Below are 15,784 nucleotides of genomic sequence, written 5' to 3' on the forward strand. Positions count from 1 at the left end.
GTTTCATTGTCCGGCAACCCTGCGCTCTATCGCAAACCGTCATCCCGCACCCGATGCGGGATCCAGCCGAGTGACTGTCCCACCCGCCGTGCCTTGTGGCTCTGGATACCGGATCAGCGGCTCGCTGCGCTCCCCTTGTCCGGTATGACATCCGTGGGGAGAATAGGGCTCGCTCACCTCGCACTGGATACCGGATCGGCGCTGCGCTTGTCCGGCATGACACTAGAGGGGGTGATAGTTGCGCGTGTTTCATTGTCCGGCATGACGCCGGTGGCGGGGGATAGGGATCGACAACATCACACTGGATGCTGGATCGGTGCTGTGCTGATGTGGGGCGGAGGGCGCTGGTGTTGCCGGTTAATCTGAGAGGGCCTTGCGGTCCAACCTTCGCCGTCTTGAGAGGGGCTTTACCACCCAATGGAGGACCAGAGCGCCTGTGGTTGTGGCGAGAACTGCCAAGCACAACACCCATTTGGAGATCTCCTCCATGGCGCCCTGGATCATCACGGCATGGATGACGGTGGAGATGACCACCACGAGAGCAAGGCCGTTGTGAACAAGCTGCCAAGTGGAGTAGCGCAGCCGCAACCGGCGGCGGCAAACCACAAGCACTGCCGTGAAGACAACACCCCACATGGCGATGACGCCATAGATGGAAAAAGCGGTGGGGGAGACCAGCAGCAGCGCATCCACTGTGTCCGCCGGGCTGGTGAGGTAGAGCCCGCCCACATGAAGCAGCACGGCCACCACAATGCTGGCACCGACCCAGCGGTGACACAAACGGCTGTGCGCCTTGTTCACCCCTGGCAGCGCGCCAAGGGCAAGCAAGGGCTGCAGCAAGAACAGGGCAAGCGCGAGAATGCCAGCGAAGCCGCCGATGATGTAGGCCATGCTGCGGTAGCCAAGATAGGGGCTTGTGGTGGCCAAAACGACCGGCACCGCCACCAGAAGCGCGATGCCTGACCAGATACCAAAACTGACGAGGTTCTTGTGCTGTTTGGCCATGTTCCTTTCGAAAATCCCGTCAGGCCGGAGCCAACACGAAATCCGCGTTTACCGAGGTGTCGCGAGCACTTGGCATGACCGGGCGCAAGAACACGGTTTTGAAAGCGCCATCATCATAGGCAAGGTGGGCGTGCGGCTCACCGAAGTTTGGAACAATCTGCTCCGTCTCCAGCCGGAAGGTGCCATCGGCGGCGGTCAGCACGCTGCCGTGATTTCGCGGCTCGCGCTCTCCGCCGATTGTGGTTGCGGCCCAAATCTGAATACGCACGCCGGAAAGCGGTGCGCCATCCCCTGCCCGGCGAACGGTGCCGGTGACCCAGAACCCGGAGCCCAAACGGTCAACGAGAGGCGCATTGGGGCGATAGTTGTTGGCCCCGCCGCGCATGGTGGGCGTTGGGGCAAGGCCCTTGGCCTGTGCCGGGAGAGTGAGCGCAAGGGGGCTTTGGGTCAGCACCAGCCCGGCAGCCCCTGCGGCTACGAGAAACCTGCGGCGGTTCATGTCATTTGATCTCATTGGGATCTCGCTTTTTCGTTAGATGCTGATGCGGCGCTTGGCATGGGCAAAAGCCGACAGATCTAACCTAGCGGAAACTACTTAAATCACACAACAAGGGGCAGGCGCACATTTGCGTGAGGAGCCCCCTCTGGCAGGACCATGCCCCCTTGGCGATGGGGCAGACAAACGCAACGGAAAAGTAACGCCCCTCATGAAATAACTAGTCAATTCTTAATGGTATTTTGGAAACTAAGTTCGTGGCCCAAAGTTTTGACAGTAGCGATAGCTCAGGTTTGTCCACGCCGGAGAGCCGGGGCGCCAGGCTCTGGCGCCAAGCTGTGCGGGATGGCGATTGGCTCACCTGGGACCGTATCGGCTTTGCCTGCGCTTGCACCGCCATTAGCCTCGTCGCTGTAGTTTTTTACTTCGTGTCAATTTCAGAATTGATCGTGTCTTCAAAAGGCATATTTGTAGCTGATTACTTGAGCTTTTGGTTTTCTGGCAAACAGGTACTGCTGGGAAGCCCGGAACTGGCATATGATTTCGACGCTTTCGCAAGGCTCCAAACCGAGTTCTCTGGTTCAGACACAGTCTTTGCTTTCTTCTATCCTCCGACCTATCAACTCGCGCTCCCGCCATTTTCTGCTCTGTCCTATCACTTTGCATTCTTGATGTTTATTGCTTTAACGACTGCCATGCTTTGGCTTGCCCTGAAGCTCGCTATGAGAAACAGTATTTGGGCCTTTTGCCTGCTGTTGCTTCCAGCCAACATCTTCAATGCTATGAGCGGGCAAAATTCTGCGCTTGTTGCCGCCCTGTTCGGACTGTTTTTGGTGTTCTTGAGCCGCAACAAACCCGTTGCCGCCGGGATCGCATTGGGCTTGATGACTATCAAGCCGCAACTTGGCGCGCTTATCCCACTGGCGTTGATCGCAGGCGGTTACTGGCGCACGTTTTTTGCGGCATCTGCAACAACCGTCCTTCTCGCTGCATTGGCGTTGGTTCTGCTTGGCCCTGACGTGTGGGTGGCTTTCTGGCAGCAAATACCGGTTGCTTCGGCGACCCTGGAAGGCGGCGCCGTTGATTGGGACAAGATGGCTTCGGTGTACAGCGCCTTGAGATTGTTTGGCATCAGTCATGAGGTTGGACTTCTTGTTCAGGTGACGATTGCATTGGGTGCGCTTTTGTCAGTTTGTTTTACCTGGCGCAGAACCACATGCATGGCGGCCCGTGCCAGTGTTCTGACGGCAGGCTGCCTGCTGACCACGCCCTTCTGCCTCTCCTACGACCTGACCTTGCTAACCGTGCCCCTGGCCTTCCTGATCGCACACGGCATCCGGGAAGGTTTCTTGCCCTACGAAAAGATCAGCCTTGCCATGGTGGTCTTGCTCTCAGCCCCCGCAACACCTTTGGCGCCAAGCTTGGGTGTTCCAATAGGACCGGTGCTGCCTCTCCTCATCCTCACGCTCGGCCTGTATCGAACGAGGGGGTGTGAGCCTAACCGAACCCACTTACCTGTTGGTGAAGCGCGTGCCTGACCAAATCAGGCGTTGCCTATCGCCCGTCACTATTGTAAGCAATTTCCCATGTTTATTTTGTCGAACCAGAAACTGCAGGGTTGGTGGCGCGCTTCACGGCGGCCCTGACAACGCATGTCCTGAGACGACGAGAGTTGACCAGAAACCGCCGCGTGACCTTCGCAGGCGGTTTTGTTGTATCTGGCGCCTGTGAACCTCTCCCGATATGGGCGCGCGGCCTGAGTGTTGGAGTTGAGCAATGCCACATACGGCGGCACAGACATACGAAACCAAAGGCGGTCTCACAATCCGCCGCAGTACCCGCCCAGCCCCTTATGAGGCCGGCACATCGGACTGGATGGACCGACTTGACCGACAGCGGGGCGCTGTCCTTTCCTCCTCCTATGAATATCCGGGACGCTACACCCGCTGGGATATGGCGCTGGCGAACCCGCCTCTGCTGCTGGAAAGCAACGACCGCTCCGTCGTGATCCGCGCGCTCAACGCGCGAGGCGCCGTTTTGATGCCCGCCCTTCGCGAGGCCTTGCAAGGGCACCCCGATATTGGCACTTTCACAGCAGATGACACGCGCATCGACCTTACCGTCAAGACACCGGATCGTCCTTTTACCGAAGAAGAGCGTTCACGCCAGCCCTCCACGTTCTCCATCGTTCGCGCCCTGACTGAACTGTTCGCTTGCGATGATGACCAGTTGGGACTGTACGGCGCGTTTGGTTATGACCTGACGTTCCAGTTCGAGCCCATCGACCTGAAGCTTCAGCGCCCGGACGACCAACGCGACATGGTGCTTTTCTTGCCGGACGAGATCCTGATCGTGGACCACTATGGCCGCAAGGCGCATGTGATCAGCTATGAGTTCGACGTGGCGGGCAAAACGACCGAGGGACTGCCGCGGGATGGAGAAGAAGTGCCGTACACGCCAGCTTCTCAAGCGCCTGGACGCGGTGATCACCAGCCCGGCGAGTACGCGGATCTGGTGCGCAAGGCCGTTGACTATTTCCGCCGGGGTGACTTGTTTGAGACCGTACCGGGGCAAACCTTCTACGAAGTCTGCGAGAACCCGCCTTCTGCTGTTTCCCGTCGCCTGCAGCAGATCAACCCATCCCCCTATTCCTTCTTCATCAATCTGGGTGAGAGCGAATATCTGGTGGGTGCCTCTCCCGAAATGTACGTGCGCGTCACGGGGGGCCGCCGGGTGGAAACCTGCCCGATTTCCGGCACCATTCGCCGGGGCCGAAACGCCATCGAGGATGAAGCGCAAATTCGCAAGCTGCTGAACTCGGCCAAGGACGAAGCCGAGCTGACCATGTGCTCCGACGTGGACCGCAACGACAAGAGCCGCATTTGCGTACCCGAGTCTGTTCGGGTGATTGGCCGTCGGCAGATCGAGATGTACTCCCGGCTGATCCACACGGTGGACCATATCGAGGGCACGCTGCTGCCTGACAAGGACGCGCTGGATGCATTCCTGTCACACACCTGGGCAGTGACGGTGACCGGTGCGCCGAAACGCTGGGCGATGCAGTTCATCGAGGACCATGAGAAAAGCCCGCGGGCGTGGTATGGCGGCGCAATCGGGGCAATTCTGTTCAACGGCGACATGAATACCGGCCTTACCTTGCGCACGGTGCGCATCAAGGATGGCGTGGCGCAAATTCGTGCGGGTGCGACCCTGCTTTACGATAGTGTGCCGGAAGACGAGGAAGCGGAGACGGAGCTGAAGGCGTCTGCCATGCGGGCGGCTGTGCGTGAGGCCGGATTGGCGCTTGCGCCCGAGGAAAAAGCTGAAGTGGTGAAACCCGGTGCGGGCCTCAAGATCCTTCTGGTGGACCACGAAGACAGCTTTGTTCATACGCTGGCCAACTATTTCCGCCAGACGGGCGCGGAGGTTGTGACCTATCGCACCCCCGTGGCGGAGGAAGTGTTTGATCAGGTACAGCCAGACCTTGTCGTGCTGTCTCCCGGTCCTGGCTCGCCAACCGACTTTGATTGTGCAGCAACCATTGCCAAGGCGCGGACGCGGAAACTGCCGATCTTTGGCGTTTGCCTTGGGTTGCAAGCCCTGACAGAAAGCTTTGGCGGACAGTTGGGCCAACTGGATGTGCCAATGCATGGCAAACCCTCACCGGTAAACTTCAGTGCCGAGTCAAAGGTCTTTGCTGGTTTGAAAACGCCGGTCACTGTGGGCCGATACCACTCGCTCTATGCCAAACGTGATACCCTGCCCGCCGATCTGAAAGTGACGGCAGAAACAGAGGATGGGGTCGTGATGGCCATAGAGCATGTGAATGAGCCCGTCAGTGCTGTTCAATTCCACCCGGAATCAATCATGTCGCTGGACCAGGATGCCGGTCACGAAATCATTCGAAACGTTATTCGGCAGGCTCAAACTTACCGAACGAGACGAATGTAGCATACATGTGACAAGTGGCGGAATTCCGCCACTTTCCCTTCTGATGTCCCACTGGACACGAATATTTACCTTGTTTGGTCATATTCCGTTAACTCGCGAAGCGCACCCTGTACCTGCAGCAAAAGAGGGTTACCTCAATTGAAAAATGCAGAAATGAGTGCACTTCTCGCCATGGCGACGGGTGCCGTGATCGCTGACGGACTGCTTTATGCGCTCGCATTCACCGGGCCAGCCGAGTACCTCATGGGTGCGGCAGCTGGCGCATTGTTTGCGGACCGCATATTCAGCTTTCTGCGCAGTTCGCACAGAGAGCCCTACCATTGACCAGAAAAGAGCCGGGAAATGGGAGTTCCCGGCTTTTTTCGGCAACCAGCCGCCACCATAAGGCTATTGTCATCATCTGCCCAAGCCCGGACCGCTTGCCCATGAAAAAACCGGCTGGCGGGTGGCCAACCGGTTTTCATTTTCAAGACCAGCGTTAAAGGCCGCCTAGTCCACCTTGCGCACCGCGCCCATGGCGGCGCTGGTGGTCATCTTGGCGTAAGCCTTCAGAGCGGTCGAGATCTTGCGCTTACGCGGTTCAAGCGGCTTCCAGGCATCCTTGCCCTTTGCTTCCATGGCCGCACGGCGGCTGGCCAGTTCTTCATCGGAAACCTTCATCTCGATCCTGCGGTTGGGGATATCGATCTCGATCAGATCGCCTTCTTCCACCAGACCGATGTTGCCGCCTTCTGCGGCTTCGGGAGACACGTGGCCAATGGACAGGCCCGAGGTCCCGCCGGAAAAGCGTCCATCGGTGATCAAGGCGCAGGCCTTGCCCAGTCCCTTGGACTTCAGGTAGCTGGTCGGGTAAAGCATTTCCTGCATGCCCGGCCCGCCACGCGGCCCCTCGTAGCGGATGATGACAACATCGCCCGCTTTGACCTTGCCGGTCAGGATGTCGCTGACAGCCTTGTCCTGACTTTCGAAGATGCGCGCCGGCCCGGAGAACTTGAGAATGCTGTCGTCCACACCTGCCGTTTTCACAATGCAACCATCGTGGGCCAGATTGCCGTAAAGCACAGCCAAGCCCCCATCTTGGGAAAACGCATGCTCCTTGGAGCGAACAACGCCGTTTTTGCGGTCATCATCAACGCCTTCAGCATAGCGAGAACTCTGCGAGAACGCCTGAGTGGTGCGCACACCGCCAGGCGCTGCTGTGTAGAACTCCCGCACACTGTCTGAAGGGTTGCGCATGATGTCCCAGCGATCGAGCGCGTCTTTCATGGTTGTTGCATGAACGGTTGGCACGTCCGTGTGCAACAAGCCCGCACGGTCCAGTTCCCCGAGGATACCCATGATGCCACCGGCACGGTGGATATCTTCCATATGCACGTTTTCGATGCTGGGTGCGACCTTGCACAGCACCGGTACACCGCGTGACAGGCGATCAATGTCATCCATTGTGAAATCGATCTCGCCTTCCTGCGCCGCAGCAAGCAGGTGCAAGATGGTATTGGTGGAGCCGCCCATGGCGATGTCCATGGTCATGGCGTTTTCAAAGGACCGGAAGCTGGCAATGTTGCGCGGCAAAACGCTCTCGTCGCCTTGCTCGTAATAGCGTTTTGTCAGATCAACGATCAGATGACCGGCCTCGATGAACAGACGCTTTCGATCCGAGTGGGTGGCCAGAGTGGAACCGTTGCCGGGTAAAGACAGGCCCAGCGCTTCTGTCAGACAGTTCATGGAGTTGGCCGTAAACATGCCTGAACACGAGCCGCATGTGGGGCACGCTTCGCTCTCAATGGATTGAACGTCTTCATCGGGCACTGCATCGTCTGCAGCGGCCACCATGGCATCCACCAGATCCAGTGTGCGTTTATCGCCATTGGCGAGCGTCACCTTGCCGGCTTCCATCGGCCCGCCCGAGACAAACACGGTCGGAATGTTCAGGCGCATGGAGGCCATCAACATCCCAGGTGTGATCTTGTCACAGTTGGAGATGCATACCATGGCATCGGCGCAGTGGGCGTTGACCATGTATTCGGCGGCATCGGCGATCAATTCGCGCGAAGGCAACGAATACAGCATGCCATCATGGCCCATGGCGATGCCATCATCCACGGCGATGGTGTTGAACTCCTTGGCCACACCCCCTGCTTTTTCCACCTCACGGGCGACGAGCTGGCCAAGATCCTTCAGATGCACGTGACCAGGCACGAACTGGGTGAAGGAATTCACGATCGCGATGATCGGCTTGCCAAAATCATCATCCTTCATGCCGGTGGCGCGCCAAAGGCCACGAGCCCCGGCCATGTTCCGGCCGTGTGTAGAGGTACGCGAGCGATATTGGGGCATAGGCTTCCTCAAGCGTTAGATTTCGAACGGCCGCTTGACGCAGCAATGTTAGAAATCCGGGTTCATTTCCGCAATTTTTTAAAGCCTACACCATTTTTTGGCAAAGGTGTACCCGCGAGTACGGTTTATTCAACACCGTTCGCTTGAACTAATCTCTTTAAAGGAATGGTCCAATCTCAATTTTGGAACCATCATGAAAGCGATTGAAGCGAAAACGGCTCATATCATGCCCGGCCGGATTGCCTGCCATGAGATCGCTCATTATGCGGCCGGCGGCCGGACCAATGCCAAAGCCATGGCCCGAAAAGCCGGTGGCAATGAACACCCCCTTGTGGCTGGGTACTTCATCCATGATCGGAATGAAGTCTGGCATGGCGTCGATCATACCGGCCCAGATCTCGACCAGACGTGTTTCGGCCAGTTGTGGAAAGCGATCTTCCCACCGAGCCAGAATGGTGGTCTTGGCCGAGGGATCGGGAGCCGGGTTCAAAACCCGCACCTTTTCGAAGGGAGTGACGTCATTTTCGGCCCAGGATCGCTTGTGCGCCCATGAATCCGGATGGCCCGCCGGACCTTTGAAACCAAGGGAGATACCCTTGTAGGACGCCTTCAAGGCCGGCAACCACTTGAGGAGATGCTTGAAAGAACTGGGCCCGATGTAATGCTGATGCAGATCGGACAAAGCCAAGGTATAGCCCCCATCCGCCCGGCGACGGAAGGCAAAATCACTGTCCGCGGCGTTGCCACTAAAGACATTTGGAACGGGCGCAGTAGCGGCCACAGTGGCGCGCACGGCAAGCTGGGGCACGGAGACACCCAGATTGCCCGCAAACAGCGACGACCACGCACCACCCGCCAGCAAAACGCGACCGGCCTTGATCCGCCCCTTTTCGGTGACGGCGCCTGAAACCTTGCCGCCTTCAAAATCCAGCGTGCGAACCGCGCAGTCTTCAACGACAACCGCCCCGAGACGTTCAGCAATACGCGCAATGGCAGGCACGGCTTGCCACGGCTCGGCGCGGGCATCGCTGGGTGTCACCATTGCACCGCGCCATTTTCCCGGACGCCCTTGAATCTGCTCGCGTATCTGACGTTCACTCTGGATTTGCGTATCAAGACCGTGCTGTTTGGCCAGTTTCAAGAAGGCCTCGAACGACGACAGGTCCTGTTCGTTCTCTGCCAGATAGTAGACGCCTTGTTGGGTAAAGCCGAGATCCTCATTGGTTTCGCTGACCAACTGTTTCCAGATGCGGTTGGATTCCATGCTGATGGGCAGCTCGGCCGCATCACGGCCCTGCTGGCGGATCCAGCCCCAATTGCGACTGGACTGCTCTCCAGCCACGCGGCCCTTTTCGCAGACTGCAACCCGCACGCCCTTCTTCGCCAGATGATAGGCAGTGCTGATGCCAATTACCCCGCCACCAATGACGAGAATATCTGTCTCTTCCGGCAGAGTGCCATGGAACTGCTTCGGCGTTTGGTCACAATACACAACCATGGCCATCTCCTGAGGCAGGTGGACGAACAAAGAGGGCAGCTACCCGCCCTCCTCGACCAGTGAACGCCGCCCTTAACGCGGAGCCAGACGGATCGCGCCATCCAGACGAATGACTTCGCCGTTGAGCATGGCATTCTCGCAGATGCTTTCCACCAGCTTGGCGTAGTCTTCACCCGTGCCCAAACGAGAGGGGAACGGCACTTGTGCAGCCAGAGAATCCTGCACTTCCTGCGGCATGGCCCCCAGCATGGGCGTTTCGAAAATACCCGGTGCAATGGTCATGATGCGAATGCCGGACTTGGCCAAATCCCGAGCAATCGGCAGCGTCATGCCAACCACACCGCCCTTGGAAGCGGAATAGGCTGCCTGTCCGATCTGTCCGTCATAGGCAGCGACAGAAGCGGTGCAGATGATCAGGCCACGTTCCCCATCCTCACTGATGGGGTCTTGCTTGGCCATGGCAGTCGCGGCGTGCGAGACACACCGGAACGTACCCACCAAATTGACATCAATGACCTTTTGGAACATGGCCATGTCGTGCGGTGCGCCGCGAGAGGTGGTTTTCGCTGCTGGTGCAATGCCCGCGCAGTTGACCAAAATGCGGGTTGGGCCGTGCGCCTCTTGCGCCGCAGTCAGGCCCGCCACAACGCTGTCTTCATTGCTGACGTCCACCTTGACGAACTTGCCGCCAATTTCTTCGGCAATGGCGATACCAGCCTCTTCGTTCAAGTCAAACAGGGTAACCTTGACGCCCTTGCTGGCCAGTTTGCGTGCTGTGGCGGCGCCCAAGCCAGACGCACCTCCCGTCACAACCGCAGAAACAGAATTATCGAGTTTCATAGACCCCAATTTCCCATGGTTCTTGTGAAGGCCTCCCAAAACCGGCGGCCTGATTCGCAGTTACCCGATAAGGAGTACTACGCAAGAACCACAAGCTCTACTGTTCCGTTGATTCCCGCAAGCGGACCTGACCTAAAGTTCAATTCGTCTTTGGTAAAGCCTTCAGCCTTGGCCCGAGCCAAAGTCTGGCGATCCGTCAGGACGGTGGAGTTCATCTGCTTGTTGGCCTCCTCCAGTTTCGCCGCCTTGTTGACCGGATCACCAATCACGGTGAATTCAAGACGATCATCCACGCCGATGACACCGACCGTGACATCGCCGGATGCAACCCCTACGCCAATACGAAACGTGCCGGGCCAGCCGGCTTCACGAAACTGTGGCGCAGCTTGCTCCAGAACCGCCTTGAGCTGCAGAGCAGCCGTCAGGGCGTTCGCGGCGGGACGCTGGCTTTCTTCCACCGCCCCAAACGTGGCCAAAATGCCATCTCCCAAGAACTTGTCGATCTGACCGCCCCACTCATCAATGACCCGGCCGGCAAGCCCTTGATAGAGCGCAAGCACGCGCATGGTGGTTTGAGGCGACAGCGTGGCAGCGGTCGGGGTGAAGGCGCGAATATCAATCATCAAAATGGCGCTGTGACGGATCACGCCTTGCCCCGCCTTCAGTTCTTCATCGGCAGAGACGATGGAATCGGCCACCTGCGGCGCAAAGAAACGACTGAGATCATCTACGGCCACATGCTCTCTGACGGCGGCGAACAGCATTCTGCGGCCACGCAGCAAGGCAAGTGACAACAGACCTGTAACCGAAACGATGATGATCAGCTTGTCCAGCTCAGCGCCAATGAGAATGGCATTGCTGGTGAGATACTCAACATAGTTTCGGGTAATCTTCATGGTGCCCATCTCGTGAAAGAGTGCATAGAGCACCAGTCCAAGCCAGCCCAGCGTTGCAACAGCCCCGGTCCAGAGAACGAAACGGGGGTCGAACCTCAGGGCACGCAGCGCGATGAACAGGAACACGTACATCAACGTCGGTGTCTTCAGATAAAACGCGGGATGCTGGCCATACTGGATGTGAAAGGAAAAAATGATCCCGACCAGCAGCGCCACGTCGACACAGACCGAAATGATCAGATACCAGTCCGGCAATCTGGCCCGAAACGAGAGGTAAATCCGAACGACGGTAAAGAGAAAATAGCTGAAGATGGCATAGGGAACGAAGTTGAAACCAGACGCCCCTTCGGCCCGCGGCGCGATGGCATACAACAGCGCGAAAAACAGAATGACGCCCAGTTGCACGATGCCGATCAGCCGCTCGGCGGCGTTTTCCTGTCGCTCGATTTCACTGCGAACCCGCGTCGGCAGCACGGTCTGCGTGATCTTGGGGCCAAGGATGCTTTCCCCAAGCCGGCGCACACGCCGCCGTCCGTTCGGGCGCTCATCCGCAGGCTGCGGGGATTGGTCAACTTCCCGTTCGGACGTGTTGATCTGGGCCTGTGTGCTGTCGTTCATGCCTTGGGCTCCCTGCCCGCGACCGGGCACAGATGGATGGAGCAAAGGCGAGGCCGAGGAACCGGGAGTAGCTGTATCACCACAGCAATCGGCGGCTGTCAGCCAGATTTCAGGGGCGAAACACCATACCTTCCGAGGCGATCACCGCACCGGGGTGACGGGCCTTGGCCGCCAATCCGATTTCATCCAGCTCATCATCCGTCCTTGTCGGATCATGATGGAAAATAACCGGCGTTTTTACCTGCGCCTTGATGCATTGTTCCACCACATGTTCCCAGGTCGAATGGCCATAGCCTTTGTATCGTTCATAATCTACGGGCGTATACATGCCATCGTAGATCACAACTTCGGCATCACGGATAAAATCCACGATCTGGGCATCGATTTCGGCGTCGCCCATCTCATGATCGGTGATGATACACATCTTCTTGTTCTTGTACTCAAAGCGATAGCCGCACGCGCCGCCGGGATGGTTCAGCGGCATGGTGCAGATGCGAAGCCCGCTTTCTCTTTCCATGCAGGTTCCCGCTATGAAACTGCCGAACTCGATACCCTTGAGGTTGGTGGCGGTAACGGGAAAGACCGGCGGAGACATGACCCGGCACAGAACTTCTTTCAACTCCCGATGCGGATTGAAGCAGCCGGCCCAAACCGTCAGGTGAAAACGGGGATCATAGGCAGGCTTGAAAAAAGGCAGCCCGCAAATATGGTCCAGGTGCGTGTGGGTAAAAAACAAATCGATTGAACGGCCAGCATCCTTGACCAGTTCATACCCCAGATTCCGCGCGCCGGAGCCGCAGTCGACGACCACAAGGTCATCGCCGGCCCGAATGTCAAAACAGGTTGTTTCGCCACCGTAGCGCAGGGTCCCCGTCCCCGGCGTGGGTGTCGATCCTCGAACACCCCAGATCTTCAGCGAAAACTCGTGCACCTATTACCCTTCCGATCCACGTCTTGGGGTCTCGCGTCATGAATGTGATTTTGCGTCCGCGAGATCCCTTGTTGTCTTTTCCAGACGTTGCGCCAACACTCGCATGACCTCCAAAGACATTTCCGGAAACTCCTTCATCAGCTTCAGAAAGTTCTCCTTGGAGACCGTCAAGACGTCTGTCGTTCCTATCGCCCTCAGTGTAGCCGTTCTTGGCATATCACACAGGATAGCAATTTCACCAAGTATGGCATGTTCACCAACCGTAGCCACATGCTCACCGTCCACGATGACGGCTGCCTCGCCCCGTAGAATGATGAAGGCACTATCGCCCACGTCGCCCTGCACACACAGATCTTCACCGTCCTGAAACTCCATGCGTTCACTGATAAACGCAAGGAGGCGGAGCTTCGTCTCGTCGATACCTGAAAACAGTGACACCTTTCTCAAGGCGGCAACTTCTGTATCGATACTCACCTTTCCATTCCTCCATAAGCTGGACGGTACGCCTGCCCATCAGGGCGTGGACTCATTTAATCCTCCAACCCTACAACTTTTTAACCTGAAGACGAAACCCTTCCGTTTTCCAACAGGATATAGCCATTGAACTCTTCCGCTACGGCCATGCTGGCGCTGCCGAACACGACCGTGCGACCTTTCAGGTCTTCCAAAACGCCCTGTCTGATGGCTTTGTCTTCATCCGTCACACCCGCGACCGTATCATCGATGATGGTGACGGGTGCCGCCTTCATGAGCGCGCGCCCCAGACAAATCATGCGGCGCTGGTAGCCCGACAGGCGCGATCCAGCCACACCCACATGATAATCAAGGCCAGCGCGTCGCACCGGCTGGCGAAGGCCCAACTCCATCACCAGCGAGCGAATGACCTCATCGATCCGCTGGCGGGCATCCCGGCGGTCCAACCTTGGACGGCCAAAGAGCAAGTTGTCCTCTATGGTTAGCGTAGGCAAATATGTGTCATTGTCAAAAAACGTGATGATGTCGTTGTCCGTCCCGACAGTTTCCCGGAATTCCTGACGCCGCTTGACGAGTTCTTCTTCAAGGTACTCATCCATGACACCAAGACGGTGTTTGGAAGGAACCAGACGAAACGCGAGCGTGATCAGCCGGTTGCGATCAGCTTCTCGGGTTTTCTTGGGCAGCTTGCCCTGTTTCATCTGCCGCAGGATGCGTTCAAACTCGGGTAGTTCGTCCTGAGTGATGAAGGAATAGGTGTCCAGCAACTCACTGTCGCCACTGACGTCCGAAAACAGCTCGATCATGATGCCGGCAATCTGACGCCCGATTTCGATCAGCCGTTCTTCCAGCCCCGTTTCCTGAAGGAACTCGCGCACGCGCTTGTTCTTGAGAACATCCTCCAGTTTCAACGTGCTGTCTTTCGGTACGGCAAAGAAGAGGTTTTCAGCTAGCGATGCGGAGGCGTTGAACTTGTTGACGTCCCACAACTCCACCAGATTGCGTAGCTTGGGATCCGTCTGAACCTTTTCCGCCAAGGCATGGCGGGCATCCAGAATGCGCTGCACCAGTTCCGCGTCATGGTCCGGATTGATGACCGATTGCAGGCCAAGGCGATAGAGATCGCGGGACAAGCCCAAGGTCTCTATGATTTCGAGCGCCCGGGCGTCCAGTTCATCCACTTCCGAAACGTTGTTGCGCTCCAGATTGATCCAGTTCACATCCAGCCGGTACTCCGGATTGTCGGTGGCGCGGGCCTCTTCCTTCCAGCGGCGCAGTTCAGACTGGCCAACCTCATCGGCGATCGGCTCTTCTTGTGGGCGATGGCGAAGGCCATAAAGAAGATTGTCCCGGATGGTGCCGGTCCAGACGTGAACCGAGGTACCCACGTAGGCGATCTCTCGGCCCAGTGTTGCCTCGCTCAATTGATCCAGATTCTGGGTGCCGATTTGCACCTTTCCCGCTGTGGGGCTGAGCAGACCGGCAGCCATTTGCAGCACTTCACTGCGCCCCGACCCTTCAGAGCCGACAACGCAGAACGTCTTGCCTTCCTCTGCCTTGAAGGACACGCCAAAGACCTCCTGCCCCGACGCGCCGCCCGCAAAGGTGGCATTGGTCATGACAAGATTGCCTTCCAGATGAACCGTTTCGTCCGACGTAATACGCTCCAACGGGTAGATGTCCGGCGGATCGAAGTTTTCGACCACGGTCTGGTATTTGACATTCACGTCTGCCGTCATCTGGTAGTAGGCCAGCAGTTCCTTCCAAGGTGCCGCCAGATCCTTGTAGGCAGCAATGACAGCCAACAAGGCCCCCAGAGACAACTCCCCCTTGATCGCCAGATAGCCGCCGATCAGGTAGAAGAAGAACGGCGTGAGCTGGTTCATGAAGTTATTGAGAAACTTGATGAAGTACTTGCGATTGTAGATCTCGAAACGGATACGGAAGTTGGTGTAGAGCCGGTCTGACAGGTCTGCCGAATGCCAGGCGGAGGCGTCATTGGCATGGATTTCCGTAATGCCGCCGATACTCTCGCCAATCTTGTCGGAAATGACCCGCACATTGCGCACACGATCCCGGGACAACAACACGACACGGCGCTGGAGCTTGGGAATGATGTAGGCCTGAATGGGATAGGAGCTGATGGCCGCCAATCCCAAAAGCGGATCCTGCAGGAAGATGAACCCCAACTGCACCACCAGCATGCCGCCCTGATACGCAGGCAGCGCAATGGCCTCCCCGATGAAGCCCCCCACATCTTCGACTTCAGCGGTGATCATGGGGATGATTTCACCGGAGCTGACTTTGCGAAAATGCGGCAGGCGGAAGCGCAGCACCCGCTGGTACAGGTCGAACCGCAACCGGCGCAGCATCCGCTCGCCCAAACGCCCCTTGTAGACGTTCAAGAACAGCTTGATGCCGTTGCTGACAACGACCAACAACAGGAACGAAACGCAAAGGAATGTCAGGTATTCGATTTGATCCAGCTCGAACCCCAACACCTCCCGCGGAAAGTCAGAGCCCTGAATGGCATCGTTCGTGATCTGCTTGGGAAGATCCAGCAGCATGAAGCTGACCGGATAGGACAGACAAGTAATCAGAAGGATGATGACCTGATACTTGGCCGAATTCTTCCAGATGAAACGGAAAAGGGATTTTTCCATGCGGGACCCGGTGTTCTGACTCGTACGGTGCGACGCGGTTATACGGCGGCGATTGGCGCGACTTACCGCACCGGA

At 57.5% G+C, this 15,784-nt stretch carries 13 protein-coding genes; 4 read left to right on the plus strand and 9 right to left on the minus strand.

Annotation, left to right across the window (positions count from 1 at the left end):
* Positions 1–366 (plus strand): hypothetical protein (locus G512_RS22885; protein WP_208975066.1); only part of this gene is annotated, 366 nt, incomplete at its 5' end.
* On the opposite strand, the gene G512_RS0118250 is transcribed toward G512_RS22885, so the two are convergent.
* Both G512_RS0118250 and G512_RS0118255 read right to left on the minus strand, forming a co-directional pair.
* Positions 358–1,005: a ferric reductase-like transmembrane domain-containing protein gene (locus G512_RS0118250; protein ID WP_028482951.1), complete on the minus strand. Its 648-nt coding sequence runs from the start codon at positions 1,003–1,005 to the stop codon at positions 358–360. The two genes, G512_RS22885 and G512_RS0118250, sit on opposite strands and share 9 nt — an antisense overlap.
* 19 nt (positions 1,006–1,024) lie before the next feature.
* Positions 1,025–1,519, minus strand: a complete 495-nt coding sequence (locus tag G512_RS0118255; protein ID WP_028482952.1) for a peptidase associated/transthyretin-like domain-containing protein — start codon at positions 1,517–1,519, stop codon at positions 1,025–1,027.
* A 431-nt stretch (positions 1,520–1,950) separates the two neighbouring features.
* Here G512_RS0118255 and G512_RS22290 point away from each other — a divergent pair, with 431 nt between their 5' ends.
* The 3 genes from G512_RS22290 (at position 1,951) to G512_RS22680 (ending at position 5,776) form a co-directional block, all read left to right on the plus strand.
* Complete coding sequence (locus G512_RS22290) at positions 1,951–3,039, plus strand: glycosyltransferase family 87 protein (RefSeq protein ID WP_228130540.1); 1,089 nt, start codon at positions 1,951–1,953, stop codon at positions 3,037–3,039.
* Between the two features lie 238 nt (positions 3,040–3,277).
* Positions 3,278–5,452 carry an anthranilate synthase component I gene (locus G512_RS0118265; protein WP_028482954.1) on the plus strand — a complete coding sequence of 725 codons (2,175 nt, stop codon included), beginning with the start codon at positions 3,278–3,280 and terminating at the stop codon, positions 5,450–5,452.
* A gap of 153 nt (positions 5,453–5,605) precedes the next feature.
* Entirely contained in the window at positions 5,606–5,776 is a 171-nt protein-coding gene (locus tag G512_RS22680) for a hypothetical protein (protein ID WP_155943668.1), read from the plus strand.
* A gap of 165 nt (positions 5,777–5,941) precedes the next feature.
* Here G512_RS22680 and ilvD read toward each other — a convergent pair whose 3' ends face one another.
* The 7 genes from ilvD to G512_RS0118305 all read right to left on the minus strand — a co-directional run bounded on the left by ilvD (position 5,942) and on the right by G512_RS0118305 (position 15,709).
* Positions 5,942–7,789, minus strand: coding sequence for a dihydroxy-acid dehydratase (ilvD, locus tag G512_RS0118275; protein ID WP_028482955.1), 1,848 nt, complete (start codon positions 7,787–7,789; stop codon positions 5,942–5,944).
* 157 nt (positions 7,790–7,946) lie between these two features.
* Positions 7,947–9,293, minus strand: a complete 1,347-nt coding sequence (locus tag G512_RS0118280) for an NAD(P)/FAD-dependent oxidoreductase (protein ID WP_028482956.1) — start codon at positions 9,291–9,293, stop codon at positions 7,947–7,949.
* A 66-nt stretch (positions 9,294–9,359) separates the two neighbouring features.
* On the minus strand, positions 9,360–10,127 hold the full coding sequence (locus G512_RS0118285; protein ID WP_028482957.1) for a 3-hydroxyacyl-CoA dehydrogenase: 768 nt from the start codon (positions 10,125–10,127) through the stop codon (positions 9,360–9,362).
* 77 nt (positions 10,128–10,204) lie between these two features.
* Entirely contained in the window at positions 10,205–11,641 is a 1,437-nt protein-coding gene (locus G512_RS0118290) for an adenylate/guanylate cyclase domain-containing protein (RefSeq protein ID WP_081657555.1), read from the minus strand.
* 109 nt (positions 11,642–11,750) lie between these two features.
* Positions 11,751–12,572 (minus strand): MBL fold metallo-hydrolase, encoded by an 822-nt coding sequence (locus G512_RS0118295; protein WP_028482959.1) that lies wholly within the window; start codon positions 12,570–12,572, stop codon positions 11,751–11,753.
* A 36-nt stretch (positions 12,573–12,608) separates the two neighbouring features.
* Positions 12,609–13,046 carry a cyclic nucleotide-binding domain-containing protein gene (locus G512_RS0118300; RefSeq protein ID WP_028482960.1) on the minus strand — a complete coding sequence of 146 codons (438 nt, stop codon included), beginning with the start codon at positions 13,044–13,046 and terminating at the stop codon, positions 12,609–12,611.
* A gap of 80 nt (positions 13,047–13,126) precedes the next feature.
* Positions 13,127–15,709, minus strand: coding sequence for an ABC transporter ATP-binding protein/permease (locus tag G512_RS0118305; protein WP_028482961.1), 2,583 nt, complete (start codon positions 15,707–15,709; stop codon positions 13,127–13,129).
* Between the last annotated feature and the right edge of the window lie 75 nt (positions 15,710–15,784).

Source organism: Pseudovibrio exalbescens DSM 16456, assembly GCF_000422785.1.
GTDB lineage: Bacteria > Pseudomonadota > Alphaproteobacteria > Rhizobiales > Stappiaceae > Pseudovibrio > Pseudovibrio exalbescens.

Coding starts and splice junctions, on each gene's coding strand:
- G512_RS0118250 (WP_028482951.1), bottom strand. CDS start 1,005: ATGGCCAAACAGCACAAGAACCTCGTCAGTTTTGGTATCTGGTCAGGC.
- G512_RS0118255 (WP_028482952.1), bottom strand. CDS start 1,519: ATGAGATCAAATGACATGAACCGCCGCAGGTTTCTCGTAGCCGCAGGG.
- G512_RS0118265 (WP_028482954.1), top strand. CDS start 3,278: ATGCCACATACGGCGGCACAGACATACGAAACCAAAGGCGGTCTCACA.
- G512_RS22680 (WP_155943668.1), top strand. CDS start 5,606: ATGAGTGCACTTCTCGCCATGGCGACGGGTGCCGTGATCGCTGACGGA.
- ilvD (WP_028482955.1), bottom strand. CDS start 7,789: ATGCCCCAATATCGCTCGCGTACCTCTACACACGGCCGGAACATGGCC.
- G512_RS0118280 (WP_028482956.1), bottom strand. CDS start 9,293: ATGGCCATGGTTGTGTATTGTGACCAAACGCCGAAGCAGTTCCATGGC.
- G512_RS0118285 (WP_028482957.1), bottom strand. CDS start 10,127: ATGAAACTCGATAATTCTGTTTCTGCGGTTGTGACGGGAGGTGCGTCT.
- G512_RS0118290 (WP_081657555.1), bottom strand. CDS start 11,641: ATGAACGACAGCACACAGGCCCAGATCAACACGTCCGAACGGGAAGTT.
- G512_RS0118305 (WP_028482961.1), bottom strand. CDS start 15,709: ATGGAAAAATCCCTTTTCCGTTTCATCTGGAAGAATTCGGCCAAGTAT.